This window comes from Pseudomonas sp. TWR1-1-3 (assembly GCF_049896805.1).
GTDB lineage: Bacteria > Pseudomonadota > Gammaproteobacteria > Pseudomonadales > Pseudomonadaceae > Aquipseudomonas > Aquipseudomonas bubulae.
In genome coordinates this window covers 219,120-244,142 of record NZ_JAFCUZ010000004.1, presented here as the reverse complement: position 1 = coordinate 244,142, position 25,023 = coordinate 219,120, and the positions used below count along the sequence as shown (strand labels likewise).

25 protein-coding genes are annotated in these 25,023 nt (G+C 58.8%); 10 read left to right on the top strand and 15 right to left on the bottom strand.

Annotation, left to right across the window (positions count from 1 at the left end; all coding sequences use genetic code 11):
- Positions 1-25: 25 nt before the first annotated feature.
- Positions 26-247 carry a cysteine-rich CWC family protein gene (locus ACP7BE_RS16765; RefSeq protein WP_095001344.1) on the bottom strand — a complete coding sequence of 74 codons (222 nt, stop codon included), beginning with the start codon at positions 245-247 and terminating at the stop codon, positions 26-28.
- A 250-nt stretch (positions 248-497) separates the two neighbouring features.
- On the opposite strand from ACP7BE_RS16765, the gene ACP7BE_RS16760 reads away from it, so the two are divergent.
- Entirely contained in the window at positions 498-935 is a 438-nt protein-coding gene (locus ACP7BE_RS16760; RefSeq protein WP_426106586.1) for a DUF3757 domain-containing protein, read from the top strand.
- 302 nt (positions 936-1,237) lie between these two features.
- On the opposite strand, the gene ACP7BE_RS16755 is transcribed toward ACP7BE_RS16760, so the two are convergent.
- Positions 1,238-1,615 carry a hypothetical protein gene (locus tag ACP7BE_RS16755; protein ID WP_426106584.1) on the bottom strand — a complete coding sequence of 126 codons (378 nt, stop codon included), beginning with the start codon at positions 1,613-1,615 and terminating at the stop codon, positions 1,238-1,240.
- A 130-nt stretch (positions 1,616-1,745) separates the two neighbouring features.
- Between ACP7BE_RS16755 and ung the strand changes: the two genes are divergently transcribed.
- Positions 1,746-2,438, top strand: a complete 693-nt coding sequence (gene ung / locus ACP7BE_RS16750; RefSeq protein WP_095001347.1) for a uracil-DNA glycosylase — start codon at positions 1,746-1,748, stop codon at positions 2,436-2,438.
- A 57-nt stretch (positions 2,439-2,495) separates the two neighbouring features.
- Here the strand turns inward: ung and ACP7BE_RS16745 are convergent, their stop codons facing one another.
- From ACP7BE_RS16745 to ACP7BE_RS16730, 4 genes are read right to left on the bottom strand one after another with little or no spacing between them, the layout of a single operon-like run.
- The gene (locus tag ACP7BE_RS16745) at positions 2,496-3,539 is read right to left on the bottom strand and encodes an AbrB family transcriptional regulator (RefSeq protein ID WP_426106582.1); all 1,044 of its coding nucleotides are present in this window, start codon (positions 3,537-3,539) and stop codon (positions 2,496-2,498) included.
- Positions 3,532-5,046, bottom strand: coding sequence for a tripartite tricarboxylate transporter permease (locus tag ACP7BE_RS16740; RefSeq protein WP_095001349.1), 1,515 nt, complete (start codon positions 5,044-5,046; stop codon positions 3,532-3,534). The genes ACP7BE_RS16745 and ACP7BE_RS16740 overlap by 8 nt, the downstream gene beginning before the upstream one ends.
- Before the next feature lies 1 nt (position 5,047).
- Positions 5,048-5,506 (bottom strand): tripartite tricarboxylate transporter TctB family protein, encoded by a 459-nt coding sequence (locus tag ACP7BE_RS16735; protein WP_095001350.1) that lies wholly within the window; start codon positions 5,504-5,506, stop codon positions 5,048-5,050.
- A gap of 57 nt (positions 5,507-5,563) precedes the next feature.
- On the bottom strand, positions 5,564-6,541 hold the full coding sequence (locus tag ACP7BE_RS16730) for a Bug family tripartite tricarboxylate transporter substrate binding protein (protein ID WP_095020843.1): 978 nt from the start codon (positions 6,539-6,541) through the stop codon (positions 5,564-5,566).
- Between the two features lie 354 nt (positions 6,542-6,895).
- On the opposite strand from ACP7BE_RS16730, the gene ACP7BE_RS16725 reads away from it, so the two are divergent.
- Together ACP7BE_RS16725 and ACP7BE_RS16720 are read left to right on the top strand one after the other, a co-directional pair.
- Positions 6,896-7,567 (top strand): response regulator, encoded by a 672-nt coding sequence (locus ACP7BE_RS16725; RefSeq protein WP_426106579.1) that lies wholly within the window; start codon positions 6,896-6,898, stop codon positions 7,565-7,567.
- Entirely contained in the window at positions 7,560-8,954 is a 1,395-nt protein-coding gene (locus ACP7BE_RS16720; protein WP_095001353.1) for a sensor histidine kinase, read from the top strand. Before ACP7BE_RS16725 ends, ACP7BE_RS16720 begins: the two co-directional genes overlap by 8 nt.
- Positions 8,955-9,107: 153 nt before the next feature.
- Here ACP7BE_RS16720 and ACP7BE_RS16715 read toward each other — a convergent pair whose 3' ends face one another.
- Positions 9,108-9,911, bottom strand: coding sequence for an HDOD domain-containing protein (locus ACP7BE_RS16715; protein ID WP_095001354.1), 804 nt, complete (start codon positions 9,909-9,911; stop codon positions 9,108-9,110).
- A 32-nt stretch (positions 9,912-9,943) separates the two neighbouring features.
- Positions 9,944-10,888, bottom strand: a complete 945-nt coding sequence (locus ACP7BE_RS16710; RefSeq protein ID WP_426106577.1) for a YgfZ/GcvT domain-containing protein — start codon at positions 10,886-10,888, stop codon at positions 9,944-9,946.
- A 148-nt stretch (positions 10,889-11,036) separates the two neighbouring features.
- On the opposite strand from ACP7BE_RS16710, the gene ACP7BE_RS16705 reads away from it, so the two are divergent.
- Positions 11,037-11,291 (top strand): succinate dehydrogenase assembly factor 2, encoded by a 255-nt coding sequence (locus ACP7BE_RS16705; protein WP_048363403.1) that lies wholly within the window; start codon positions 11,037-11,039, stop codon positions 11,289-11,291.
- Complete coding sequence (locus ACP7BE_RS16700) at positions 11,275-11,727, top strand: protein YgfX (protein ID WP_095001356.1); 453 nt, start codon at positions 11,275-11,277, stop codon at positions 11,725-11,727. Before ACP7BE_RS16705 ends, ACP7BE_RS16700 begins: the two co-directional genes overlap by 17 nt.
- On the opposite strand, the gene nadB is transcribed toward ACP7BE_RS16700, so the two are convergent.
- Positions 11,696-13,312 carry an L-aspartate oxidase gene (nadB, locus tag ACP7BE_RS16695; RefSeq protein WP_095024516.1) on the bottom strand — a complete coding sequence of 539 codons (1,617 nt, stop codon included), beginning with the start codon at positions 13,310-13,312 and terminating at the stop codon, positions 11,696-11,698. The genes ACP7BE_RS16700 and nadB overlap by 32 nt on opposite strands.
- 524 nt (positions 13,313-13,836) lie before the next feature.
- Here nadB and rpoE point away from each other — a divergent pair.
- From rpoE to ACP7BE_RS16675, 4 genes are all read left to right on the top strand, one after another.
- Complete coding sequence (rpoE, locus tag ACP7BE_RS16690; RefSeq protein ID WP_016782046.1) at positions 13,837-14,418, top strand: RNA polymerase sigma factor RpoE; 582 nt, start codon at positions 13,837-13,839, stop codon at positions 14,416-14,418.
- Between the two features lie 31 nt (positions 14,419-14,449).
- The gene (locus tag ACP7BE_RS16685) at positions 14,450-15,040 is read left to right on the top strand and encodes a sigma-E factor negative regulatory protein (RefSeq protein WP_095019735.1); all 591 of its coding nucleotides are present in this window, start codon (positions 14,450-14,452) and stop codon (positions 15,038-15,040) included.
- Between the two features lie 8 nt (positions 15,041-15,048).
- Positions 15,049-16,011, top strand: coding sequence for a MucB/RseB C-terminal domain-containing protein (locus ACP7BE_RS16680; RefSeq protein WP_095027214.1), 963 nt, complete (start codon positions 15,049-15,051; stop codon positions 16,009-16,011).
- 185 nt (positions 16,012-16,196) lie between these two features.
- Positions 16,197-17,618, top strand: coding sequence for a DegQ family serine endoprotease (locus ACP7BE_RS16675; protein ID WP_370688609.1), 1,422 nt, complete (start codon positions 16,197-16,199; stop codon positions 17,616-17,618).
- 141 nt (positions 17,619-17,759) lie between these two features.
- Here ACP7BE_RS16675 and ACP7BE_RS16670 read toward each other — a convergent pair whose 3' ends face one another.
- The 6 genes from ACP7BE_RS16670 to gcvH form a co-directional block, all read right to left on the bottom strand.
- Complete coding sequence (locus ACP7BE_RS16670; RefSeq protein WP_426106572.1) at positions 17,760-18,248, bottom strand: RDD family protein; 489 nt, start codon at positions 18,246-18,248, stop codon at positions 17,760-17,762.
- A 93-nt stretch (positions 18,249-18,341) separates the two neighbouring features.
- Complete coding sequence (locus tag ACP7BE_RS16665; RefSeq protein ID WP_016782052.1) at positions 18,342-18,554, bottom strand: cold-shock protein; 213 nt, start codon at positions 18,552-18,554, stop codon at positions 18,342-18,344.
- A 380-nt stretch (positions 18,555-18,934) separates the two neighbouring features.
- A complete protein-coding gene (gcvT, locus tag ACP7BE_RS16660) occupies positions 18,935-20,059 on the bottom strand; it encodes a glycine cleavage system aminomethyltransferase GcvT (protein WP_426106570.1) in 1,125 nt (374 codons plus the stop codon).
- A 17-nt stretch (positions 20,060-20,076) separates the two neighbouring features.
- Positions 20,077-21,453 carry an L-serine ammonia-lyase gene (locus tag ACP7BE_RS16655; protein WP_095019740.1) on the bottom strand — a complete coding sequence of 459 codons (1,377 nt, stop codon included), beginning with the start codon at positions 21,451-21,453 and terminating at the stop codon, positions 20,077-20,079.
- A gap of 154 nt (positions 21,454-21,607) precedes the next feature.
- On the bottom strand, positions 21,608-24,466 hold the full coding sequence (gcvP, locus tag ACP7BE_RS16650; RefSeq protein ID WP_095019741.1) for an aminomethyl-transferring glycine dehydrogenase: 2,859 nt from the start codon (positions 24,464-24,466) through the stop codon (positions 21,608-21,610).
- Between the two features lie 10 nt (positions 24,467-24,476).
- Complete coding sequence (gene gcvH / locus ACP7BE_RS16645; protein WP_095001372.1) at positions 24,477-24,860, bottom strand: glycine cleavage system protein GcvH; 384 nt, start codon at positions 24,858-24,860, stop codon at positions 24,477-24,479.
- Positions 24,861-25,023 lie beyond the last annotated feature (163 nt).

The window sequence follows — 25,023 nt, the reverse complement described above, 5'->3', positions numbered from 1 at the left end:
ATCACAAGGAATTCTTGCGCGTATCTTACGTGAGGCTCTGCGCCCGTGCAGGCGGCAATTGACTTGCAACGTTCGCGCAACGTGGGCACAGGCAGGCGAGGTCACGTAGCTCAAGTGGTAATGCCTGTATGACCTTGGGATCAATATTGACGGTATGGCACCAGCAGGATTGAGCCGCGATATCCGGGCTGGCCATGGCGCAGTCGTTTCGAGCGCCGCATGCTGGGCACAGGTCAGGGGTGGTCATTTCAGCATGTCCATGGAAATAGTTGATGGCTTGATAATAATCCTTACAAGGGTAGGAAAACGATCGTTATTTATAATCAGTGTGGAGGTTGGCTCTTTTTGATTAGGTGCTGAGGATAAAGAAGATCGCACGTATCCTCAGGAAATTCCCTACATAATAACCTGTTGTTAAATAATAATGTCCGTTTAGGATTGGGGGGGCGACAAGTTGCTTGTCGTGAACAATTTTCAGTATTTGATTGGGGGCGTATATGAAATACGTGTACTTGTTGTGTGCGATGTTGTTTTATTCTTCGGTTTCTTTAGCTAGTGTGGTTGAAAGTTGTCCGCGTGCTGAAACCGTGACGCTCAGAAATGGTATCTATACGGCGCCAGCCAATGCTTCCGCAGCTGAATGGATCGCTGTGGCAAGCGCCCCGACAGCGTCACCGTTGAAAACATTCGAAGCCGCTGTTTTTTATCCAGCCAATAACGAGGCAGGGTCTACGGGGCGGATCGGGTATTGCGAGTACAGGGCGGCTGACAGGTCACTTCTGAACTTGCATTATAATAATCCGGATGCTTCCGGTGACGCCATGAATTTGGTGGAGGCTAGAAACTGGAAGATGTATACCAGCGGCTTTGGGCTGGCTTTTTATGAGTGCAACTCATCTGACACCAATGGGTGTTCGTTTTCGGTACGGAATTGATTTGCGTGTCCGGTAATGCCTTATCCAGCTGATGCGGCCAGGCAGGGAGTCTGGCTGACTACTCTGCATGGCTGTGGGGTGTAAATTCGAGAGTGTTTGGTTGGTTTCTTAGATATTGAATGAAGTGTGCGCGGTTTTTTATATCTTTCGATGGGGCGGGAGCACTGTCTTTGGTTTGAGAGGTTTGTATGTATATTCGAGTTATAGCTGTTGTGTTAATAAGTGCATCCTTGTCTGCTTGTATAAATTATCCTGTGCATCACTGGCACCATCAGCGAGCCGACGTGCGTTCCGCCCCACTGTTAAATCAGGGCGTAAATAGCCCTGTGGTCAGGCAAAAAGTTAAGGCGCCGCTTATTCGGCGCGAAAAACTGAATCAGCAAAGGATCAATAGCCCTGTGCTTGTGCGAGAGGTTCAGGCGCCGCTTATTCAGCGCGAACAGCTGAATCAGCAAGGGATTAATAGCCCTGTGCTTGTGCGAGAGGTTCAGGCGCCGCTGATTCAGCGCGAACAGCTGAATCAGCAAGGGATTAATAGCCCTGTGCTTGTGCGAGAGGTTCAGGCGCCGCTGATTCAGCGCGAACAGCTGAATCAGCAAGGGATTAATAGCCCTGTGCTTGTGCAAGAGGTTCAGGCACCCCTCATTCAGTATTAAAGGTTCAGCAAGATCAGCGTTCACGGTCGAACCGGCAATGACCCCGGCACAAGCACCTGACCCGCTTGCATGGCGCCGGACGCGTCGGATGGGGATGTTGACAACAGGGACGGGGTTTTCTAGTGTCCGCCCCATTGTTTCTCAGGAACTACCCATGACCCCGGATGACCGTATAAAACTTGAACCTGTCTGGAAACAGGCATTGCGTGAGGAGTTCGATAAACCTTACATGGCCGAGCTGCGCGAGTTCCTGCGCCAGGAACATGCGGCCGGAAAAGAGATTTACCCACCGGGTCCGCTTATTTTCAATGCCCTTAACCTGACGCCGCTGGACAAGATCAAGGTGGTCATTCTTGGCCAGGACCCTTATCACGGCCCCGGTCAGGCCCATGGTTTGTGTTTTTCAGTACAGCCCGGTATCCCGACACCGCCGTCGCTGGTCAATATCTATAAAGAGCTCAAGCGTGACCTGAATATTGATATTGCCCCTCACGGCTGCTTGCAACACTGGGCAGAGCAGGGCGTTTTGCTGCTCAATACGACGATGACGGTGGAGCGCGCCAATGCCGCCTCCCATGCCAAGAAGGGCTGGGAGCATTTTACTGACCGGATTATCCAGGTGGTCAGCGAGCAGCAACCCAAGCTGGTGTTCCTGCTGTGGGGCGCCCATGCCCAGAGCAAGCAAAAACTGATCGATGCGACCAAACACCTGGTGCTGACGTCGGTGCACCCATCGCCGCTATCGGCGTATCGGGGCTTTATAGGTAACGGCCACTTCAGCCGAACCAACAAGTTCCTTGAGCAAAACGGCCTAGCTGCGATCGACTGGAAATTACCGCCGGTTTAAGCCATTGCTCAGCGGTGCGAGGCACACCCGACGAGAGCGCCGGTGGGCCAGCGCCGGTCAGGAAGGATCGGCTTGATCCCGGCGAGCCCAATAGCGGAACAGGGGTTCAGCCAAAAACAGCACGAAGATCAGGCGCATTACCTGCAACGCGGTGACCAACGGCACTGACAGTTGCAATGTTTCTGCGGTGAGGCTCATTTCTGCAATGCCGCCCGGCATCATCCCCAGGGTCATGGAGCGTAGATCGAGTTGGGTGAGGGCACTCAAGCCCAGTGCGCACAGGCTGGCTATCAACATGGTCAGGGCTGTGCCCAGCAGGGTTTTGCCGATAAAAGACGGCGCCCGCCGAAAGAATGCCCGATTGAAATGACAGCCCAGCCCGCTGCCAATCAGCCACTGCCCCATCTGGCTGCTGCCGTCTGGCAGGCCTATATGCAAATCCCACAGAATACTCACGCTGGCACTGACCAGCAGCGGCCCGAACAGCCACGGGTTTGGCTGGCGCAGGCGTTGCCAGATCCAGGCCAGCAAGGCACCTGCCGGAAACAGCACCGCGAGCCAGTAAGGGTTAATGGCAGCAGGATGCATGGCGGGTGTGCCTTCGCCCAACAAATACTTGAAGGCTGCCGGAACGCAGAGCACAACGGTCAGTACGCGCAGGCTCTGCCCAGCAGCGACGCGGCTCAATACGGCGCCATTGCGTGCGCCGAGGTTGACCATCTCCCCCGAACCGCCGGGCATGCTGGAGAAGAACGCAGTGGCGCGATCCTCACCGCTGCGGCGCATCAGCCATACACCGATCACACTCGACACACTGGTGAGCAGGGCGCCCGCCAGGATCAGCCAGAAATGCGCCAGCACCTGCTCCATCACCACAGGTGTGAAATGCAGGCCGATACCGATGCCCACAATCCACTGCCCGCATTTACGCCCGCCGGGAATCTCGGCCAGTTGCCAGGGTGTCAGGCAGCGCACCAGGATGATCGCCAGCAGAGAGCCGACCATCCACGGTAACGGCCAGCCGATCTGGCTGGCGAGGTAGCCGCCAGCCAGGCCGACCAGCGGCGTGCCCCACCAGTGCTTGAGTCCTGAATCAGGCATTGGCCAGGGCGCGACGTTGAGCGCTGCGTTTGCGCCAGATACGTATGACAGGCAGCAACAACATGATTGTCGTCAGTACCCAGACACCCAGGGTGATCGGGCTCGCCCACAGGATATCCAGCGCACCGTTGGATATCGACAGTGCGCGACGCAGGTTCTGCTCCATCAGCCCGCCCAGAATGAACCCCAACAATACCGGAGACAGCGGGAAGTCGAGCTTGCGCAGGATATAGCCGAAGATGCCGATACCGATCATCAGGAACAGATCGAAGGTGGTCGCGTGCACGGCGTATACACCAATGGCCGTGATGATGGCGATTGCGGGCACCAGCGCCCAGTTAGGCACCGATAGAATCCGGGTGAAGATACGGATCATCGGGATGTTGAGGATCACCAGCATGACGTTGGCGATAAACAATGACGCGATCAGACCCCAGACGATATCCGGCTGCTGCTGAAACAACAGCGGGCCGGGGGTGATGTTATACAGCGAGAGAGCGCCGATCATCACCGCCGTGGTGCCCGAACCCGGCACGCCCAGGGTCAGCATGGGTACCAGCGCCCCGCAAGCGGAAGCACCGATTGCGGTTTCGGGGGCCGCCAGACCGCGCATGTCACCCTCGCCGAATTTGCCGGAAGTACCCGCCAGGCGTTTTTCCGTCATATAGGACACGGCGCTGGCCAGTGTGGCACCTGCACCCGGCAGAACGCCCATGATAAAACCGAGCAGCCCGCAACGGATATTCACCGCGAATACCGCAGACGCTTCCTTGAAATTGAACATCATGCGCCCGGTGGCCTTAACCGCTTCCTGGCCGCGATGGGTTTTTTCCAGCAGCAACAGGATTTCGCTGATGGAGAACAAACCCAGTACCAGCACGACAAATTGAATGCCGTCAGTCAGGTGGATGTTGTCGCCGGTGAAGCGGTATACGCCACTGTTGGCATCAATCCCCACGCAGGCCAGAAACAGGCCGATAAGCGCAGCGATAAAGGTTTTGAGCGGACGGTCCCCGGCCATGCCGCCGAGGCAGACAATGGCAAACACCATGAGCACGAAATACTCCGCCGGGCCGAAGGCTATCGCCCACTTGGCCAGTAGCGGAGCAAACAGCACCATGCCGCAGGTGGCGATAAAGGCGCCAATAAATGAGCTCCAGGCCGACAGCGACAACGCCACGCCAGCCAGGCCTTTACGCGCCATCGGGTAGCCGTCGAGGGTGGTCATCACGGTCGAAGCTTCGCCAGGGATGTTCAGCAGGATCGAGCTGATACGCCCGCCGTATTCACAGCCCAGATACACCGCCGCCAGCAGGATCAGCGCCGATTCCGGTGGCAGGCCCAAGGCAAATGCGATGGGGATCAGCAGGGCGACCCCGTTGATTGGGCCAAGCCCCGGCAGCAGGCCGACCACGGTGCCGATCAAGGTGCCGCACAGGGCTGTGACCAGATTGTACGGGCTGAGCGCGACGCCGAAGCCCTGGCCCAAATAGCCGAAAGTATCCATATCAGTCCTCCAGAACGTCGAGCAGGCCAAGCGGCAGCGGAACGTCCATGGCTTTATCAAAGAGTAAATAAAGGCCAACGCTCACCAAGCTGATGATCACGCTGCTGGGCAGCCAGCGACCGCCATACAGACGCGCCAGCGGGATGCCGACCAGGATGCTGCTGAGGATAAAACCGAGAGGTTCGAAGGTGCCGGCGAAGATCAGCAACAGCACGATACACAGGCCGATCTTGGTCAGGGTTTCACGATCCAGTTTTGGGTCATCTTCGCTGTGCACCACGGGGGAGGGGCGAAAGATCATGTAGGCCAGCCCCAATCCCATTAATGCCAGCATCAGCAAAGGGAAAGCGCGAGGACCAACGGGTTCGTAGGAAAAGGCTGCCTGATAAGGCCAGGCCATCGCCGCCAAACCGGCGCAGACAAGCAGCAGGGCCGAAGCAAATACGCGTTGTGCAAGCATGGTTTACTCCTGGGCTGTGCCCCTGGGTGCAGGGGCACAGCCAGTGGTCGGCGGCGGTTACTGGATCAGGCCGAATTCCTGGGCCAGGACTTTGTAGTCAGCCACCTGCTTTTTCACATAGGTGTCCAGCTCCGGGCCGGTCATGGCGAAGGGGAACAGTTCGCGCTGATCACGCAAAGTGGCGAAGTCTTCGGACGCCAGCAGCTTGTCAAAAGCCTCTTTCCACCAGGCGTACTCTGCATCGCTGACTTTTGGCCCCAGGTAGAAGCCGCGTACGACAGGCCAGACAATGTCGTAGCCCTGTTCCTTGGCCGTCGGGATGTCCTTCATCTCCGGCTCGTCGAGACGCTCGTTGGCGAATACGGCGAGGAGGCGCATATCACCGCTCTGGATATGGGGCATGGAGTCGGAAATATCTGTACTGCCTACCTGAATATGGCCACCCAGCAGCGCGGTAGCGATTTCACCGCCACCCTCCAGGGCCACATAACGCAGGTCACGGGGGTTGATCCCGGCGGCCTTGGCGATCAGGGCGGTCTGCATCCAGTCCTGGCTGCCAACGGTGCCGCCTGAGCCAATGACCACTTTGCTCGGGTCTTTTTTCAGGGCCTGAACCAGATCATCGAGATTTTTGTAGGGCGAGTCCTTCTTCACCGCAATGGCCCCGTAGCTGGTGCCGACCGCTGCCAGCCAGCGTACGGCGCTTTCATCGAAGCGGCCGAACTTGCCCTGGGCCAGGTTAAGCAATGAGCCACTGGACCAGGCTACCAGGGTGCCAGCATCGGCCGGGCGCTGGGCGACCACGGCGTTGTAGGCAACAGCCCCCACGCCACCTGGCATGTAGGTCACACGCATGGGTTTGCTCAGCAGCTTCTCGTTGACCAGTGCGCTTTGCGCCAGTTTGCAGGTCAGGTCAAAGCCACCGCCAGGGGACGCCGGGGCAATGCATTCGGGGCGCTTGGGTTCAGCCAGCAGTTGGCCAGTGAAGAGCATGCAGCCGGCCGCAATAGCCAGAGTGCGCAGGGGGAATTTCATATCGTCTCCTCAGGAGCTTTTATTTTTATAGGGCAGTTTTGGGGTGTGCAAAATCATCGCGACAGAGCGCGGGTAGGGGGGGAATACAGGGATGAAGGGCTTCGGGCTGATAAGTCAGCATGCAGGTGCTCCATTATTGTTCTTATTGGCGAAAACGCTTCAAGGCGTTTTTCGGGCCGTTATGCAGTGCATGACGGCGACAGGGATTACGGTCAGTCTCGTGATGCTAGCCGGCCAACCTTTCGCTAACCTTTCAAAACAGATTCACTGTTTTTGCGCTTCACAGCACTCCTGCCGTCTGTACACTCCGCGCACAAAAGGCTGCGGCCTGGACAAAAAATCGAGGTGAAACCGATGCGTGTGCTTTTGGTCGAAGATCAGCTACAGCTGGCCGAGAGTGTTGCCCAAGCCCTGAAAGGCATGGGCCTGACCGTGGATGTTCTGCATGATGGCGTGGCCGCCGACCTGGCCTTGAGCAGTGAAGAATATGCCGTGGCGATTCTGGATGTAGGTCTGCCGCGCATGGATGGCTTTGAAGTCCTGGCGCGTTTACGGGCCCGTGGCAAAACCTTGCCGGTGTTGATGCTGACCGCACGCAGTGACGTCAAGGACCGGGTTCACGGGCTTAATCTGGGGGCCGACGATTACCTGGCCAAGCCGTTTGAGCTGACGGAGCTGGAAGCCCGGGTCAAGGCGCTGCTGCGGCGCAGTGTGCTGGGGGGCGAACGGCTGCAGCAATGCGGCGCCCTGGTCTACGACCTCGGAACCCGGCGCTTCACCCTTGGCAATGATCTGCTGGTGCTGACCTCCCGCGAGCAGGCGGTACTCGAAGCGCTGATAGCGCGCCCTGGCAGGGTCATGAGCAAGGAGCAGCTGGCGGCTCAGGTGTTTGGCCTGGATGAGGAGGCAAGCCCGGACGCCATCGAGATTTACATTCACCGACTGCGTAAAAAACTCGACGGCCAGGCAGTGGCGATCGTGACGTTCAGGGGCCTGGGGTATTTGCTGGAAGGCCGCGATGTTTAAGCTCGACAGCTTGCGCTGGAGCCTGTTGTGGCACCTTACGCTGTTGCTGGTTGTGTTGATGCTGGCGAGCAGCTTGAGCGCTTACTTCAACGGTCGCGAGGCCGCCGATACGGCGTATGACCGAACCCTGCTGGCATCGGCACGAACCATTGCCGCCGGGCTCTCGCAGCGTGATGGCAGCCTGAGTGCGGATGTGCCCTACGTTGCCCTTGATACCTTTGCCTACGACAGCGCCGGGCGAATCTACTACCAGGTCAATGATATTCATCAGAAGCTGATTTCCGGTTATGAAAATCTGCCCGCGCCGCCAGCTGGCACGCCGCGGACCGATGATTATCCGGCGTTGGCGCGTTTTTATGATGGCACTTATCTCGGCCAGAACGTGCGCGTTGTGAGTTTGCTCAAGGCTGTGAGCGAACCCAGCATGAACGGCATGGCGGAAATTCGTGTGGCCGAGACCGACGAAGCACGGGTGGCCATGGCCCGTAGCTTGATGGCGGACACCTTGCTGCGCCTGGGCATGCTGGGGTTGGGGGCATTACTGGTGGTGTGGTTTGCCGTAAGCGCCGCACTGCGCCCGCTGGAGCGTTTGCGCAGCGCCGTGGAGGAGCGCGAGATGGATGATCTGCGACCCTTGCCGCTGGTGTCCGTGCAAAGAGAGTTGCGGCCATTGGTGCAGGCACTCAATCATTTTACCGAGCGTTTGCGTGGGCAGTTCGCTCGTCAGGCGCAGTTTATTGCTGACGCTGCCCATGAGTTGCGCACACCTCTGGCAGTCCTCAAGGCCCAGCTTGAATTGGGCTTGCGTGCAAAGGAACCGCAGACCTTGCGCCATACCCTTGAGCAAGCGGCCCAGGGTACGGACCGGTTGACCCATTTGGCCAATCAGTTGCTGTCGCTGGCGCGCATCGAAAACGGCGCCCGGGCTATTGCCGAAGGCGGTGCGCAGTTGCTCGACCTGAGTCAGTTGGCCCGTGAGCTGGGCATGGCCATGGCGCCACTGGCCCATGCCCGCGGGTTTGCCCTGGCGCTTGAGGCCGACCAGCCGGTCTGGCTATACGGTGAGCCTACGTTGCTGCATGAACTGCTGAGCAATCTGGTGGACAACGCCATGGCTCACACACCGGTGGGTGGCAATGTGATTTTGCGCGTGACAGCGCCTGCCGTGCTGGAAGTCGAAGATGATGGTCCGGGCATTCCCCATGAAGATCGCGAACGGGTATTTGAACGCTTCTATCGACGTAATCAGCAGGTGGCCGGGTCGGGGCTGGGGCTGGCGATTGTGGGTGAAATCTGTCGCGCCCACCTTGCCCATATCAGTTTGCATGATGGCGTGCAGGGCGGGTTGAAAGTGCGGGTGAGTTTTGTGCCGGCCAATGGGCGCTAGCCCTGTGACATGGATGGATAAATACCCTGGCCAGTCGACCCGGCGTCAAATCCCCTGTGGGAGCGGGCTTGCCCGCGATTGAATCGATTCGGTGTAACTGACAGACCGCGTCGTCTGCATCGCGAGCAAGCCCGCTCCCACAGATTCAGAGGTTCAGATAAGCATCCAGCGCGCTTCGTGCAGTTGCTCCTGAAACTTCAGGTCATCAGCTTGCACCTTCAACTTCTTGAGCGCGGGCAGGGCGACCAGTGCTTCCATGTCTTGCCCCATAAACACGGTAGCGATTTGCACCAGATCGATGTAGTCGATGGCTTTGGTTTGCCGGGAAAAGTCCTGATACTGCCCGGGAATCTTTAGCAGCATTTCCGGAAACTCCCAGCCTGCCAGCAGCTTGTCACCAATCAGCGGGTGAATGCTGTCGATGACGTGGTTAAGCGAAACCGGATCGGAAAGCAGTTCGTTGTGCTCTTCGGCGTAGGTCAGGATGGGCAAGACGCCGATCTGGTGCACCAGGCCGCCCAGTGCCGCCTGGTCAGGCTTGAGCAAGGTATGACGGCGGCACAGGGTGTAGCAGATGCCGGCCACTTCCAGGCTCTGGCGCCATACATCGCGCATTTTCTGCTCGACCACCTCGGAGCGGGCATGGAAAATCTGCTCCATCACCAGCCCGATCGCCAGATTGCTGCTGTAGTTAACACCCAGGCGGGTGATGGCCGTGTGCAGGTCAGTCACCTCACGGGTGGCACGCAACATCGGGCTGTTGACCACTTTGATCAGTCGGGCTGACAGCGCGGTGTCACGACCTATGACCTTGCTCAAGTTACTGACGCTGATTTCAGGGTTTTCCGCGGCCTTGCGAATGTTTAACGCTACTTCCGGTAGTGTGGGTAGAACCAGGTCATCTCTATCAATGGCCTTAAGCAAGTCCATTTGGACTCTGTGCGCCAGCATGCTCATTTCTCTAGGTACTGCATTTCAATGTGTGGCAATCAACGCTGGATTTCGCGATCGCGGTCCAGTTGATACGGCAGCTCAAGCAGTGAAAGGCCAGGGCCTTGCAGGTCACCCAAGTGAATATCTCCGGCTTGCGCAGCATCGCTGGTCAGCACGGCTAGCAGCTCAACACCGTTTTCGGCGTTAGCGGCCAGTACCACTTCGCCCACGGAACTGGCGTGGGACGGGGTAAACAGCGGCGTGCCGGGGGCGGGCGCAGCATGCCCCGCCTCAAGGGACAGGCGGTAGAGGTGGCGTTTGAGTTTGCCCAGGTATTGCATGCGCGCAACGATTTCCTGGCCGGTGTAGCAGCCTTTTTTGAAGCTGACACCGCCTACGGCCTGCAGGTTGATCATTTGCGGAATGAACAACTCACGGGTTTGGGCCATGACCTGGCCAATACCGGCGCGAACCTGGCCCAGCAGCCATTGGTTGAGGTCGGCCTCGGGCAGCTGTGCCTTGAGGTGCTGAACGAGGCTTTCAGTCTGTTCGACAGGGGCCCAGAGTTCCGCGCGGCCTTCAGAAGCGCGAATGGCGATCAGGTCGCTGGCGCGGGCGACGCTGTCAGTTTCAGCTGGCAGGTCCAGGCCCAGGCTTTGCAGCACCGAGTCGGCATTTACCAGGCCAAAGCGTATCCAGTTGGCACTGTCATCGGTCAGTTTGGACTTGGAGAACACCGCGTACTTTTTCAGGTCCGCCAACTGCGGTTCAACCAGTTCGCGCGCCATTGCCAGCAGGCAGCCGTTGTCTTGCAGTACGATGCGAAAGCTCGACTGCATACGGCCTTTTTGCGTGCAGCGGGCGCCAAGGCTTGAGCTGGTTTCACTCAAATAGTTGAGGTTGCAGGTCAGCTGCCCTTGCAGAAACTTGCTGGCGTCGTTGCCGATCACAGCAAGGATGCCTTCGTGGTTCAGGGTGCAAAAAAAAGCAGAGTCGGCCATGGGTCATCGCAGTTGAATAAGTCTGGAACACATCATAGAGGTGCGCCCTGCAAATGGGTAGTTCGCAAAGGATGGACGGGGCCGACCAAAGCCGACTGTTCTATGACGGATCGGCCTGTATACTTGCGTTCTATTTGAGGAGCGCTCCATGGTCGAAGATGTTGAACTCAATCGTCTCTACTGGCACAGCCGCCGCGGCATGCTTGAACTTGATGTGTTGCTGGTGCCTTTCGTCAAGGAGGTGTACGCCACCCTTAATGACGTAGACCGCGAATGCTATCGCAAGCTGCTGGAGTGCGAAGACCAGGACATGTTTGGCTGGTTTATGGAGCGCAGCGAGTCCGAGGACCCTGAGCTGCAGCGCATGGTCCGGATGATTCTGGACCGTGTCCAGCCCAAGTAATTATTTTGAATGCCGCTGGCATGCCTCGGGGCAATTGCTGGCGGCGTATCTTGCAGCCCAGTCGCTGGCGCTGATATCTATTTGCCTTCTTTCGATCCCTGCCTGGGCACACCTGCTCGGCGCATTGCTGTGTCTGGCTCACGGGGCCTGGGTGTTGCCAAGGCATATCCGCCTGACCCATGGCAGTGCCATTACCCGGTTGCGTCATGATGTTGATGGCTGGCAGTTGTGGAGTCGTGACCAAGGCTGGCAGGCCGTGCAACTGCGCCGTGACAGCCTGGCGCTACCCCTGGTGGTAGTGGTGCGCTTTCGCTCGCCGGGTGAGCGGCGGGTGCGTGCGGTGTGCATTCCGGCCGCCGCGCTGGCACCGGATCAGCACCGGCGCCTGCGCGTGCGACTGAAGTTCAGTCGGCGTAGGTGGCTGGCACCAGAATAGTGTCCAGCGCTTCGGGCAGCATGTGCGGGTAGTCGAGGGTGTAGTGCAGGCCGCGCGACTCCTTGCGGGTCATGGCACTGCGGATCATCAACTCGGCCACTTGCGCCAGGTTGCGCAACTCGATCAGGTCACGGCTGACCTTGTAGTTGCTGTAGAACTCGTCAATTTCATCCAGCAGCAGGCGCACCCGGTGCTGGGCCCGCTGCAGGCGCTTGTTGGTGCGCACGATGCCCACGTAGTCCCACATAAAGCGCCGTAGCTCATCCCAGTTGTGGGCGATGATTACGTCTTCATCGGAGTCGGTCACCTGGCTGGCATCCCAACTCGGCAGTGCGACGGGGGCGGCGATTTCGGGCGACTGGGCAAGGATATCTGCCGCTGCCGACTTGGCGTACACAAAGCACTCGAGCAGCGAGTTGCTGGCCATGCGGTTGGCACCATGCAGGCCGGTGAAGCTGGTTTCGCCGATGGCGTACAGGCCCGGCACATCGGTGTGGCCATGTTCGTCGACCATCACGCCGCCGCAGGTGTAATGCGCCGCAGGTACTACCGGGATGGCCTGTTGAGTGATGTCGATACCAAATGCCAGGCAGCGCTCATATACAGTCGGGAAGTGGGCCTTGATAAAGCTATCGGGCTCATGGCTGATATCCAGGTACACACAATCGATGCCCAGACGCTTCATTTCATGGTCGATGGCCCGGGCGACGATATCCCGCGGGGCCAGTTCGCCCCGCGGGTCGAAGCGATGCATGAAACGCTCGCCGTTGGGCAGCTTGAGGTGCGCGCCTTCGCCCCGCAGGGCTTCAGTGATTAAAAAGCTCTTGGCTTGCGGGTGATACAGGCAGGTGGGGTGGAACTGGTTGAACTCCAGGTTGGCCACCCGGCAACCCGAACGCCAGGCCATGGCGATGCCATCACCGCAGGCACCGTCCGGGTTGCTGGTATAGAGGTACACCTTGGCTGCGCCACCGGTTGCCAAAATGGTGAAGCGCGAGCCAAAGGTGTCGACTTCACCCGTGGCACGATCCAGCACATAGGCACCGAGGCAGCGATCACCTTCCAGGCCCAGGCGGCGTTCGGTAATCAGATCGACGGCAACGCGCTGTTCGAGCAGTTCGATATTGGGGCGCTGGCGGGCCTGTTCGAGCAATGTCTTGAAAATCGCCGCGCCGGTGGCGTCGGCCGCATGGATGATGCGCCGGTGGCTGTGCCCGCCTTCTCGGGTGAGGTGGAACTCAAAGCCCTGTTGCTCGGGGTCGATGCTGTCATCGCGGGTGAAGGGTACGCCCTGATCGATCAGCCACTGGATGGCTTCGCGGCTGTGCTCGACGGTAAAGCGTACCGCGTCTTCGTGGCACAGCCCGCCACCGGCATTGAGGGTGTCTTCGACGTGGGACTGCACCGTGTCGGTGTCATCCAGGACAGCGGCGACGCCGCCCTGGGCCCAGAACGTCGAACCATTGGCCAGATCGCCTTTGCTCAGCACTGCAATACGCATATGGCTGGGTAACGTGAGCGCAAGGCTCAAGCCGGCAGCGCCGCTGCCAATCACCAGCACATCATGTTGAAAATGTTGGCTCATTCTTCTCACATCCGCAAAAAAACGCCCTCTGGTATCTCTAGTATATAGAGGGGGGGATCGGCACAATGGCCGGGCCTTTATGGCATTGTGAAATTACAGCGGGCGCAAAGTGTGCCTCAGACACGAAGGGTCTGCATGTTGATTTGCACAATTAATCTGCATGCTGGGGCAGTGCTCTGGAATGGCGCGGGTTCTGATACGCTTCCAAGGTACTGCAGGGCTTGTTTTATACGAAGTTTTTGAACTTTTCGTATAGCCAGGGGTTCCATAGTGGGCTGCCCTTGATGCAGGGGAACGGCGTCCAGATTGATGCGGGGTTTGTTTTTTCGACTCGACAGCTGAATTTGACGACAAGATTATTGACGCAGCCGGCCAGGCCCGAGCTGCGTTTTCGTGTGTGCCAAATCCGGGCACGCAGGAAACTTGCCAGGGGGGAGAGAACTTTTGCGAAAAGCCCGAGTCTATGTTTGCAAGCCTGATCAATTAGCACAGCAATCTTCCTCCCGGTCTTATGAGGAGTATTCATGCTAGCCCAGGAAGAGGATCAGCAGCTGGTCGAGCGCGTACAGCGTGGCGACAAGCGCGCGTTCGATCTGCTGGTGTTGAAGTATCAACACAAAATTCTCGGGTTGATCGTGCGTTTCGTGCACGACACCCATGAAGCCCAGGACGTTGCTCAGGAGGCCTTTATCAAGGCGTACCGGGCACTTGGTAATTTTCGCGGCGACAGTGCCTTTTACACATGGCTGTATCGCATCGCCATTAACACGGCGAAAAACTATCTGGTGTCACGCGGTCGACGTCCGCCTGACAGCGATGTGAGTTCGGAAGATGCCGAGTTTTATGATGGTGATCACGGTCTCAAGGACCTCGAGTCGCCGGAGCGCGCTTTGCTCCGAGACGAGATCGAAGGCACCGTTCATCGCACTATTCAGCTACTGCCAGAAGATTTGCGTACGGCTTTAACTTTACGTGAATTTGATGGTCTGAGTTACGAGGACATTGCGAGCGTCATGCAATGCCCGGTGGGTACCGTGCGCTCCCGGATTTTCCGCGCCCGGGAAGCCATAGATAAAGCCCTGCAGCCGTTGTTGCAGGAAAACTGAGACAGCGGCGACAGCCAAGAGAGGAACCGCCATGAGTCGTGAAGCCCTGCAGGAATCGCTGTCCGCAGTGATGGATAACGAAGCGGACGAACTGGAACTACGTCGGGTATTGAATGCCTTCGACGACACACAAACCCGTGACACCTGGTCCCGTTATCAGGTGGCCCGTGCTGTGATGCACAAGGACCTGTTGATTCCGCGCCTGGACATCGCATCTGCCGTTTCGGCCGCGCTGGCTGAAGAGCAAACCCCGGCCAAGGTTGTCCGTGGGCCGTGGCGCAGCATTGGTCGCCTGGCCGTAGCCGCGTCGGTTACCGTCGCTGTTCTGGCGGGTGTGCGGCTGTACAACCAGGATGACATCGTTGGCAACCAGCTCGCCCAGCAGAACCCTGCGCAGAGCCTGAGTGCACCGATGGCCAAAGGTCCGGCAGTACTGGCCAACTACAGCGAGAGTGCCGATCAGGCCACCGGCCCGATGGCCAACGGTGTCCTGCAAGGTCAGCCGGGCTGGCAAGATCAGCGTTTGCCTGGCTACCTGCGCCAGCACGCAGAGCAAGCAGCGCTGAAAGGGGCTGAAAGCCCTCTGCCTTATGCTCGTGCTGCGAGCCTTGAAAACCGTTAAGGACCATCATGCGCGTCCTACCTTTGCTACCTCTTCTGCTCAGTGGCTGGTTTGCAGTACCGGCCCACGCCGATGAAGCCCAGGACTGGTTAAAACGTCTTGGGCAGGCCGAGCAACAGCATAGCTATCAGGGTACTTTCGTTTACGAGCGTAACGGTAGTTTTTCTACCCACAGCATCTGGCACCGCGTGCAGGATGGCAAGGTTCGTGAGCGGTTGATGCAGCTTGATGGCACTGCGCAAGAGGTGATCCGCTCGGATGGGCGCACTGAATGTGTCACTGGCAAACAGGCCTCCGGGTTGGGCGATGTCACGGCTGTCGCGGCGCGTCAATTCGATGTCCAGAAGTTCAATGACCTGTATGCCGTGGCAATCGAGGGCAACTCCAGGGTTGCCGGTCGCCCGGTAGTGGTCATATCGTTTGCTCCGCGTGATCAGCATCGCTACGGTTTTGAGCTGTATCTGGACCGTGAAACCGGTTTGCCTCTCAAGTCCTTGTTGCTAAATGACAAGGGGCAGTTGCTTGAGCGCTACCAGTTTACGACCTTTGCCACCACGCCTCCTGATGACAGCCAGCTCACGCCTGCGGGGCAGTGCCGTGCTGTTGCCCCTGCCGACAAAGGGGCCGGGCAGGTCAATTCGGTTCAGGCCTGGCACTCTGACTGGCTGCCCTCCGGTTTTGAGCAGGTCAGCAGTACGGTGCGCCGTGATCCGCGGACCAAATCCGAAGTCACCAGCCTTCTGTATGACGATGGCCTTGCCCGTTTTTCGGTGTTTATCGAGCCGGTCAAGGGCGCTGCTGTTCCAGATGCCCGCGTCCAGCTCGGGCCCACAGCTGCGGTCACGCGCCACCTGAGCACGCCTCAGGGAGACATGATGGCCACGGTGGTGGGTGAAATTCCCATGGGCACTGCTGAACGAATTGCCCTGTCGATGCGTGTCGGTGAAAACGATGCTCAGGCCAAACCATAGGGTTGCATCGACATGGCGGGTGACAATTTTCGATTTGCCATTTTTATCTCTTTTTATAAAGGTCAGAGCCCCAAAGGGCTTTGGCCTTGTTTGTTTTCCGGGGTCTGAAAAACGGTCTATGCTTTTGACTTGTTTTTAGGTGCCTGTCGCTTAACTCTGCTGTTATTAACGGGAGCTGTATGTCGATGCCGCGATTGAAATCTTATCTACCCATTTTTGCAGCCGTGCTGATGCTCGGGCAGGCAGTGCCGGTGATGGCTGAAGCGCAGTTGCCTGATTTCACCCAACTGGTTGAACAGGCTTCGCCAGCCGTAGTGAATATCAGTACCACGCAAAAGCTGCCTGAGCGTCGGGTTTCCAGCATGGGCCAAATGCCCGACCTGGAAGGCCTGCCGCCTGGCCTGCGCGACTTTTTTGAGCGCAGCCTGCCACCTGCACCCGGTGGCAAAGGCGGGCGTCAGCGCGAGGCCCAGTCCCTGGGCTCGGGCTTTATCATCTCGCCCGATGGCTACATCCTGACCAACAACCACGTGGTTGCAGATGCCGATGAAATCATTGTGCGGCTGTCCGATCGCAGTGAAATGAAAGCCAAGCTGGTGGGCACTGACCCGCGCTCTGACGTGGCCTTGCTGAAAATCGATGGCAAGAACCTGCCGGTGCTCAAACTGGGCAAGTCCCAGGACCTCAAGGCCGGCCAGTGGGTGGTTGCGATCGGTTCGCCATTTGGTTTCGACCACACCGTGACCCAGGGCATCATCAGCGCCATGGGCCGCAGCCTGCCGAATGAAAGCTATGTGCCATTTATCCAGACTGACGTGCCGATCAACCCGGGCAACTCGGGTGGTCCGCTGTTCAACCTGGCGGGCGAAGTCGTGGGCATCAACTCGCAAATCTATACCCGTTCGGGCGGTTTCATGGGCGTGTCCTTTGCAATCCCGATCGATGTGGCGATGGACGTTGCCAATCAGCTCAAGGCTGGCGGCAAGGTCAGTCGTGGCTGGTTGGGTGTGGTGATCCAGGAGGTCAACAAGGACCTGGCCGAGTCTTTCGGTCTGGAAAAACCTGCCGGTGCACTGGTGGCGCAGGTACTTGATGACGGCCCGGCTGCCAAAGGCGGTCTGCAAGTGGGCGACGTGATTCTGAGCATGAATGGTCAGCCGATCGTCATGTCGGCAGACTTGCCGCACCTGGTTGGCGCACTCAAGGCCGGCAGCAAGGCCAACCTTGAAGTTATTCGTAACGGCAAGCGCCAGAATCTGGAGCTGACCGTGGGCGCTATCCCTGATGATGCAAAAGACATCGCTTCGGGTGGCGGCGCTGAACAAAGCAGCAACCGCCTGGGCGTGTCCGTAGCGGACTTGAGTGAAGAGCAGAAGAAAGCCAACGACATCAAGGGCGGTGTGATCATTACTGACGTTCAGGACGGTCCTGCGGCCTTGATCGGCCTGCAGCCTGGCGACGTGATTACGCACTTGAACAATCAGGCCATCACCAATGGCAAGGAGTTCACCGAGATCGCCAAGGCATTGCCGAAGAACCGTTCGGTGTCGATGCGGGTTCTGCGTCAGGGGCGTGCCAGCTTTATCACGTTCAAGCTGGCGGAGTAAGCCGCACAGCCGTGAGGGAGCGGGCTTGTTTGCGATAGCATCGGCGCGGTTCAACGGCGAAACCGCGTTGCCTTCATCGAGAGCAAGCCCGCTCCCACAAGGGCAATAAAAAAGCCCGTATCGCGAGATACGGGCTTTTTTTTATTTCTTCTGCTTGGGGACGCGTACCAACTGCGTATTGGAATACATGTCATGCCAGGTGCGTTTTTGATTGTCGAAGATCGACCAGACAAACCCCAGCCCCAGGCACAACCACGAGCCTATGGACACGATAAAACGCAGAAGGGCCTGCCACAGGCTGATTGCCGTGCCGTCGGCGTTCTGTACGCGAACTCCCCAGACCTGCATGCCCAGGGTTTGCCCGGAGTGGGTCCAGAACTTGGCAAAGAAACCGAACAGGACGAAAAACAGGAGGGTCGACAGCAGCGGGTCACCATCCAGGGCGCCTGCTTCTGACAGTTCGCGCATTTTGGCTTCGCCGATAAAGCCCATCATGATCAGCTTGTAGATAAAGGTCGTGACGATCAGCAGGGCGGTACACAGCAGAAAGTCGTAGAACATGGCTGCCAGGCGGCGCCCCAGGCCAACGGCGGGAAAGTCGCCTTGAGGGCTAAGCGGTTGTTTCGACATGGCAGGGTCTCGTGAAGGAAAACAGCCATCTTACGGAATAACGGCCATAAAAAAGCCTCTGATGTCACCATCAGAGGCTTTTGTGCACGAGATTTAAGCTTCTGCTTGAACTTCGTCAGCCTGCAGGCCTTTTTGGCCCTGTACCGAGATGAAGGTCACTTTCTGGCCTTCCTTCAGGCTTTTGAAGCCGTTGCCCTGGATGGCACGGAAGTGCACAAACAGGTCCGGGCCGCTTTCAGGGGTGATGAAACCAAACCCCTTCTCGTCGTTGAACCACTTGACCGTACCGCTCTGACGTTGAGACATTTCTTAATTCCTTGACGCTAACAATTAATGACAGCCTCTTTCACATGAAAGAGTACTGGTGCTGGGTTGCAGGAAAGTAAGAGACGCAGAACGGGATGTAGCAAGCATTGAGCTACTGCCCAGGTCACGATTCCAGCGACCCATGCAAACACAGTGGGCAAACTCTACGAAACTGTAATTGAAAAAACAAGCCCCTTTAAATACGCCGCAGGGCCGCTGTTTTTAATACTCTAAACGCAGAGTCAAAGAGCGGATCGTTATAGAGGTGTTCAATTATTTTCGTGTAATAAAGACTGTTTTCGCTATCGAAAGTTTGCACTGTTATGTAGCAGTTGCATGACACGTACGCACCGTGAACATGCAACTGTATAACTTACTGTTTAACCCCTGTAATAACGTTGCGCTACAAACGGCATTTTCGACACTTTCATCGGCACGCGCTTGCCCCGCACGATGGCCCAGACTTCAGTGTCCACAGGCGTGAATGCGATATCCAGATAACCCATTGCCAAGGGTGCGCCCAACGTTGGCCCAAAGCCGCCGCTGCATACGGTGCCGATCCCGGTGCCGTCGGCATCGACGATTTGTGCGCCTTCACGCACCGGGGTACGTTCCTGGGGCAGCAAGCCCACTCGTTTACGCGCTACGCCGTTTTGCTGCTGGGCAAAGATGCTCTCGGCACCCGGGAAACCACCGGCCCGCGGGCCGTCAGCGCGACGGGCCTTGGAGATGGCCCAGAGCAGGCTGGCTTCGATTGGCGTCGTGGTGTCGTTCATGTCGTGGCCGTACAGGCACAGGCCCGCTTCCAGGCGCAGCGAATCCCGTGCGCCCAGGCCGATGGCCTGAACCTCTGGCTCGGCCAGCAGGCGGCGGGCCAGTGCTTCGGCGTGCTCGGCCGGCACTGAAATCTCAAAACCGTCTTCGCCGGTATAACCCGAGCGGCTGACGTAGCAATCCGCGCCCAGTAAGGTCACCGGGGCAAATTGCATAAAGGTCATGTTCGCCACTTGCGGTGCCAGGCGTTGCAGTACGCTGACTGCAGCCGGGCCTTGCAGGGCAAGCAGGGCGCGCTCTTCAAACAGCGGCTGGATCTGGCAGTGGGCGCTCAAATGCTTGCGCAGGTGGGCCAGGTCCTGATCCTTGCAGGCGGCGTTGACCACCAGGAACAGCTCGTCATTGCCCAGGTTGGCGACCATCAGGTCATCGAGGATGCCGCCCTGTTCGTTGGTGAACATGGCATAGCGCTGCATACCCACCGGCAGGTCGATGATATCCACCGGCACCAGTGCTTCCAGGGCCTTGGCCGCGTCAGCACCGGTCAGACGGATCTGGCCCATATGCGATACATCGAATAACCCGGCCTGTTCACGGGTGTGCTGGTGCTCTTTCATCACCCCTAGCGGGTACTGCACGGGCATGTCGTAGCCGGCAAACGGCACCATGCGGGCGCCGAGTTCAAGGTGCAGTGCATGCAGCGGGGTTTTAAGCAGTTGTTCGGTGGACATTCGAGACTCCTTGAAAATCAGCACTCAATAATGTTGACGGCGAGACCGCCGCGGGCGGTCTCCTTGTATTTGCTTTTCATGTCGGCGCCGGTCTGGCGCATGGTGCGGATCACCTTGTCGAGCGAGACAAAGTGCTGACCATCACCTCGCAGGGCCATGCGCACTGCGTTGATGGCCTTGACCGAGCCCATCGCGTTACGTTCGATGCACGGCACTTGCACCAGCCCGCCAATCGGATCGCAGGTCAGGCCGAGGTTGTGCTCCATGCCGATCTCGGCGGCGTTCTCGACTTGCTGCACGCTGCCGCCCAGCACTTCACACAACGCGCCGGCCGCCATTGAACAGGCCACGCCGACTTCACCCTGGCAGCCGACTTCGGCCCCCGAAATCGAAGCGTTTTCCTTGTACAGAATGCCGATGGCGGCGGCAGTGAGCAGAAAACGCACCACGCCGTCTTCATTGGCGCCGCCGATAAAGCGCATGTAGTAATGCAAAACGGCCGGGATAATTCCCGCCGCACCGTTGGTAGGCGCTGTGACCACGCGCCCGCCGTTGGCGTTTTCTTCATTGACGGCCAGGGCGTACAGGTTCACCCAGTCCAGTACTGACAAGGCATCGCGCAGCGCGGCTTCCGGGTTGGCACAGAGCTGACGGTGCAAGGCCGGGGCACGGCGCTTGACCTTCAAACCGCCGGGTAAAATCCCTTCATTGCGACAGCCGGCACTTACGCAGTCCTGCATGACCTGCCAGATTTTCAACAGGCCGCTGCGGGTCTCGGCTTCCGGGCGCCAGGCGCCTTCATTGGCCATCATCACTTCACTGATCGACAGGTGATGGGTTACGCATTGGCGCAACAGGTCTTTGGCGGTTTTGAAGGGGTATTGCAGCACAGTACTGTCTTCGACAATTCGGTCGGCACCTGCCGCGCCTTCGTCCACCACAAAACCACCGCCGATCGAGTAATACTCGCGGCTGCGGATCTGAATGCCGGCGGCATCCAGTGCCCGAAAAATCATGCCGTTGGGGTGATAGGGCAGGGGTTTGCGAATCATCGCCAGGTGTGATTTTTCGATGAATTCGATGGGGTGTTCGCCCAGCAGGTTCAGGCGCCCGCTGCTGCGAATCGCGGCCAGTCGTTCGGCCACGGTTTCGGTGTTGACGGTATCCGGATGTTCACCTTCCAGCCCCAGCAGCACGGCTTTGTCGCTGCCGTGGCCTTTGCCGGTGGCGCCGAGGGAACCGTAGAGTTCAACTTTTACGCAGGCTGTTTGTTGCAACAGCTCATCACGGCGCAGACCTTCGACAAAACGCGCAGCAGCACGCATGGGGCCGACGGTATGGGAGCTGGAGGGGCCGATGCCAATCTTGAACAGGTCGAACACGCTTAACGACATGGGGTTCTCCGGTTTCTTATTGTGTGGGTAGGCAAATCATCTGTAGCCGCTGCCGCAGGCTGCGATAAAGCCCGCAGGGCCTTCGCCGTTGTGCCCGAAAGCGGGGCCGCCTCGCAGCCCATCGCAGCCTTCGGCAGCGGCTACAGTTTTTGACTTATGCCTCCTGATAGTTCTCGATCGACGGGCACGCACACACCAGGTTGCGGTCGCCAAATACGTTGTCGACACGACCGACCGGTGGCCAGTACTTGCCTTCGATCAAGGACGCCACCGGGTAAACCGCCTGTTCGCGGCTGTAGGGGTGAGTCCATTCGCCGACCATTTCAGCGGCGGTGTGCGGGGCGTTTTTCAGCGGGTTGTCTTCCTTGTCCAGACCACCGCTCTCGACTTCGCGGATTTCTTCGCGGATACAGATCATCGCGTCACAGAAGCGGTCGAGCTCTTCCTTGGACTCGCTTTCGGTCGGTTCGATCATCAACGTGCCGGCCACCGGGAACGACATGGTCGGCGCGTGGAAGCCAAAATCGATCAGGCGCTTGGCCACGTCATCGACGCTGATACCGCTGGTTTCCTTGAGCGGGCGCAGGTCGAGGATGCATTCGTGGGCGACCAGGCCGTTGCTGCCCGAGTACAGCACCGGGTAGTGCTCTTCGAGACGGCGGGCGATGTAGTTGGCGTTGAGGATGGCCAGTTGCGATGCACGCTTGAGGCCTTCACCGCCCATCATGCGGATGTACATCCAGGTGATCGGCAGGATGCTGGCGCTGCCAAACGGCGCCGCGCAGACTGCGCCTTCCTTGCGTTCCATGGCCGCGTGACCCGGCAGGAACGGCGTCAGGTGCGATTTGACGCCAATCGGGCCTACACCCGGGCCGCCACCGCCGTGAGGGATGCAGAAGGTTTTGTGCAGGTTGAGGTGGGACACGTCGCCGCCGAACTTGCCCGGAGCGCACAGGCCCACCATCGCGTTCATGTTGGCGCCGTCGATGTACACCTGGCCGCCGTTGTCATGAATGATGCCGCAGATTTCGCGGATGCCTTCTTCGAACACGCCGTGGGTGGAGGGGTAGGTGATCATCAGCGCGGCAAGGTGGTCGCGGTGCTCGATGGCCTTGGCGCGCAGGTCTTCGATATCAACGTTGCCGCGGGCGTCACAGGCGGTGACCACCACGCGCATGCCGGCCATGTTGGCGGTGGCCGGGTTGGTGCCGTGGGCCGAGGACGGGATCAGGCAGATATCGCGGCGCTCGTCGCCACGGCTCTGGTGGTAGGCACGAATGGCCAGCAAGCCGGCGTATTCGCCCTGGGAACCGGCGTTTGGTTGAAGGGAAATAGCATCGTAGCCGGTAGCCGCGCAGAGCATGGCTTCCAGTTCGGTGGTCAATTGCTGGTAGCCCAGGCTTTGTTCGGCAGGCGCAAACGGGTGCAGGTTGCCGAACTCGGCCCAGGTAACCGGGATCATTTCGCTGGCGGCGTTGAGCTTCATGGTGCACGAGCCCAGCGGGATCATGGTGCGGTCCAGCGCCAGGTCCTTGTCGGCCAGGCGACGCAGGTAGCGCATCAGCTCGGTTTCAGAGTGGTAGCGGTTGAACACCGGGTGGCTGAGGATCGGCGACTGGCGCAGCAGGGCGGCGGGCAGGGTGCCCGTTACGCTGGTGGCCAGTGCGTCGAAGTCAGGCAGGGCCTGGCCGTCTGTGGCGAGCAATGCCCACAGTGCAGTGACGTCGGACTGGCTGCTGGTTTCATCCAGCGACAGGCCCAGGCGCTGGTCGTCGATCACGCGCAGATTGATGTTCTGCGCATGGGCCTTGGCGTGCAGCGCGGCGGTGTGGGTGCCGGTGTTGAGGGTCAGGGTGTCGAAGAACTGTTCCTGCTCGACCTTCAGCCCCAGATCGCTGAGGCCACGGGCCAGGATCGCGGTCAACTGGTGAGTGCGTTGGGCGATTTGCGTCAGGCCTTTAGGGCCGTGGTAAACGGCATACATGCTGGCGATGTTGGCCAGCAGCACCTGAGCGGTACAGATGTTGCTCGTGGCCTTCTCGCGGCGGATATGCTGCTCGCGGGTTTGCATGGCCAGGCGCAGCGCCGGTTTACCGTGACGGTCAACCGAAACACCGACCAAGCGGCCCGGCATGTCGCGCTTGAACGCATCGCGGGTGGCGAAGTAGGCCGCGTGCGGGCCGCCGAAGCCCAGTGGTACGCCAAAGCGCTGGGCGCTGCCGATGGCGACGTCCGCGCCGAACTCGCCCGGCGGGGTCAGCAGGGTCAGCGCCAGCAGGTCGGCGGCAACAGCCACCAGGGCGTTGGCGGCGTGGAAACGCTCGACCAGTTCGCGATAGTCGAATACATCGCCGTTGCTGGCCGGGTATTGCAGCAACGCGCCGAAGAAGGCTGTCACGTCAGTCAGTTCGCGCTCGTCGGCCACAAACACTTCAATGCCCAGCGGCTCGGCACGGGTGCGCAGCACGTCGAGGGTTTGCGGGTGGCAGTGGCTGGAGGCGAAAAAGCGGTGGCTGGTTTTGTTCTTGCTCAGGCGTTTGCAGAAGGTCATGGCTTCTGCAGCAGCGGTGGCTTCGTCGAGCAGCGAAGCGTTGGCAATCGGCAGGCCGCTAAGGTCGCTGATCAGGGTCTGGAAGTTGAGCAGCGCTTCGAGACGGCCCTGGGAAATTTCTGGCTGGTACGGTGTGTAGGCGGTGTACCAGGCCGGGTTTTCCAGCAGGTTGCGCAGGATTGGCGAAGGCGTGTGGCAGTTGTAATAGCCTTGGCCGATATAGGTTTTGCATAGTTGGTTTTTGGTCGCAATGGCCTTGATAGAGGCCAGGGCGTCGGCTTCACTTTGCCCGGCCGGCAAGTTGAGCACGCTGGTGCCCTTGATGCTTTCCGGGATCACGCTGGCGCTGAGACCTTCAAGGGAATCAAAGCCCAGGGTGGCGAGCATGGCCTGTTCATCGGCCTGACGCGGGCCGATATGGCGCGCGATAAATTCATTGGCGGTGCTGAGATTGATGGTCATGGCTGGGCTCTCAGTTGTCGTCTTGGGCTTTGATCAGGCGGTCATAGGCGTCCTGATCGAGCAGTTGGCCAACAGCGTTGGCGTCGGCGGGCTTGAAGCGGAAGAACCAGCCTTCGCCCAGCGGGTCTTCGTTGACCAGTTCCGGGCTGCTGTCGAGCGCCGGGTTGACTGCGATCACTTCGCCGTCCAGGGGCATATACACGCCGCTGGCCGCCTTGACCGACTCGACAGTCGCGGCTTCGGCGCCCTTGTCGTAGGCCTGCAGCTCGGGCAATTGCACAAACACCACGTCACCCAGAGCGTTTTGCGCAAACGCGGTAATCCCCACGGTTACGCTGCCGTCAGCTTCGGCGCGCAGCCATTCGTGGTCTTCAGTAAAACGCAATTCGCTCATGGAAACTCCTCAAGGCCAGACAGGTCTGGTGGTCACAGGTAAATGCTCGTGCAGGTCGAGCTTATGAGGAGTTCTCTGCAAGATGGTTGCCAGTTTAAAAATATCCTTATTTATCAATGAGTTAAGATTTTAAAAGAGGTATTCGAAGAGCAAGACTGTAGCG

What these genes read in the sequence shown, in the direction of transcription:
- ACP7BE_RS16765 (WP_095001344.1), bottom strand. Translation starts at nt 247, where the DNA reads ATGACCACCCCTGACCTGTGCCCAGCATGCGGCGCTCGAAACGACTGC.
- ACP7BE_RS16760 (WP_426106586.1), top strand. Translation starts at nt 498, where the DNA reads ATGAAATACGTGTACTTGTTGTGTGCGATGTTGTTTTATTCTTCGGTT.
- ung (WP_095001347.1), top strand. Translation starts at nt 1,746, where the DNA reads ATGACCCCGGATGACCGTATAAAACTTGAACCTGTCTGGAAACAGGCA.
- ACP7BE_RS16745 (WP_426106582.1), bottom strand. Translation starts at nt 3,539, where the DNA reads ATGCCTGATTCAGGACTCAAGCACTGGTGGGGCACGCCGCTGGTCGGC.
- ACP7BE_RS16740 (WP_095001349.1), bottom strand. Translation starts at nt 5,046, where the DNA reads ATGGATACTTTCGGCTATTTGGGCCAGGGCTTCGGCGTCGCGCTCAGC.
- ACP7BE_RS16735 (WP_095001350.1), bottom strand. Translation starts at nt 5,506, where the DNA reads ATGCTTGCACAACGCGTATTTGCTTCGGCCCTGCTGCTTGTCTGCGCC.
- ACP7BE_RS16730 (WP_095020843.1), bottom strand. Translation starts at nt 6,541, where the DNA reads ATGAAATTCCCCCTGCGCACTCTGGCTATTGCGGCCGGCTGCATGCTC.
- ACP7BE_RS16725 (WP_426106579.1), top strand. Translation starts at nt 6,896, where the DNA reads ATGCGTGTGCTTTTGGTCGAAGATCAGCTACAGCTGGCCGAGAGTGTT.
- ACP7BE_RS16720 (WP_095001353.1), top strand. Translation starts at nt 7,560, where the DNA reads ATGTTTAAGCTCGACAGCTTGCGCTGGAGCCTGTTGTGGCACCTTACG.
- ACP7BE_RS16715 (WP_095001354.1), bottom strand. Translation starts at nt 9,911, where the DNA reads ATGAGCATGCTGGCGCACAGAGTCCAAATGGACTTGCTTAAGGCCATT.
- ACP7BE_RS16710 (WP_426106577.1), bottom strand. Translation starts at nt 10,888, where the DNA reads ATGGCCGACTCTGCTTTTTTTTGCACCCTGAACCACGAAGGCATCCTT.
- ACP7BE_RS16705 (WP_048363403.1), top strand. Translation starts at nt 11,037, where the DNA reads ATGGTCGAAGATGTTGAACTCAATCGTCTCTACTGGCACAGCCGCCGC.
- nadB (WP_095024516.1), bottom strand. Translation starts at nt 13,312, where the DNA reads ATGAGCCAACATTTTCAACATGATGTGCTGGTGATTGGCAGCGGCGCT.
- rpoE (WP_016782046.1), top strand. Translation starts at nt 13,837, where the DNA reads ATGCTAGCCCAGGAAGAGGATCAGCAGCTGGTCGAGCGCGTACAGCGT.
- ACP7BE_RS16685 (WP_095019735.1), top strand. Translation starts at nt 14,450, where the DNA reads ATGAGTCGTGAAGCCCTGCAGGAATCGCTGTCCGCAGTGATGGATAAC.
- ACP7BE_RS16680 (WP_095027214.1), top strand. Translation starts at nt 15,049, where the DNA reads ATGCGCGTCCTACCTTTGCTACCTCTTCTGCTCAGTGGCTGGTTTGCA.
- ACP7BE_RS16675 (WP_370688609.1), top strand. Translation starts at nt 16,197, where the DNA reads ATGCCGCGATTGAAATCTTATCTACCCATTTTTGCAGCCGTGCTGATG.
- ACP7BE_RS16670 (WP_426106572.1), bottom strand. Translation starts at nt 18,248, where the DNA reads ATGTCGAAACAACCGCTTAGCCCTCAAGGCGACTTTCCCGCCGTTGGC.
- ACP7BE_RS16665 (WP_016782052.1), bottom strand. Translation starts at nt 18,554, where the DNA reads ATGTCTCAACGTCAGAGCGGTACGGTCAAGTGGTTCAACGACGAGAAG.
- gcvT (WP_426106570.1), bottom strand. Translation starts at nt 20,059, where the DNA reads ATGTCCACCGAACAACTGCTTAAAACCCCGCTGCATGCACTGCACCTT.
- ACP7BE_RS16655 (WP_095019740.1), bottom strand. Translation starts at nt 21,453, where the DNA reads ATGTCGTTAAGCGTGTTCGACCTGTTCAAGATTGGCATCGGCCCCTCC.
- gcvP (WP_095019741.1), bottom strand. Translation starts at nt 24,466, where the DNA reads ATGACCATCAATCTCAGCACCGCCAATGAATTTATCGCGCGCCATATC.
- gcvH (WP_095001372.1), bottom strand. Translation starts at nt 24,860, where the DNA reads ATGAGCGAATTGCGTTTTACTGAAGACCACGAATGGCTGCGCGCCGAA.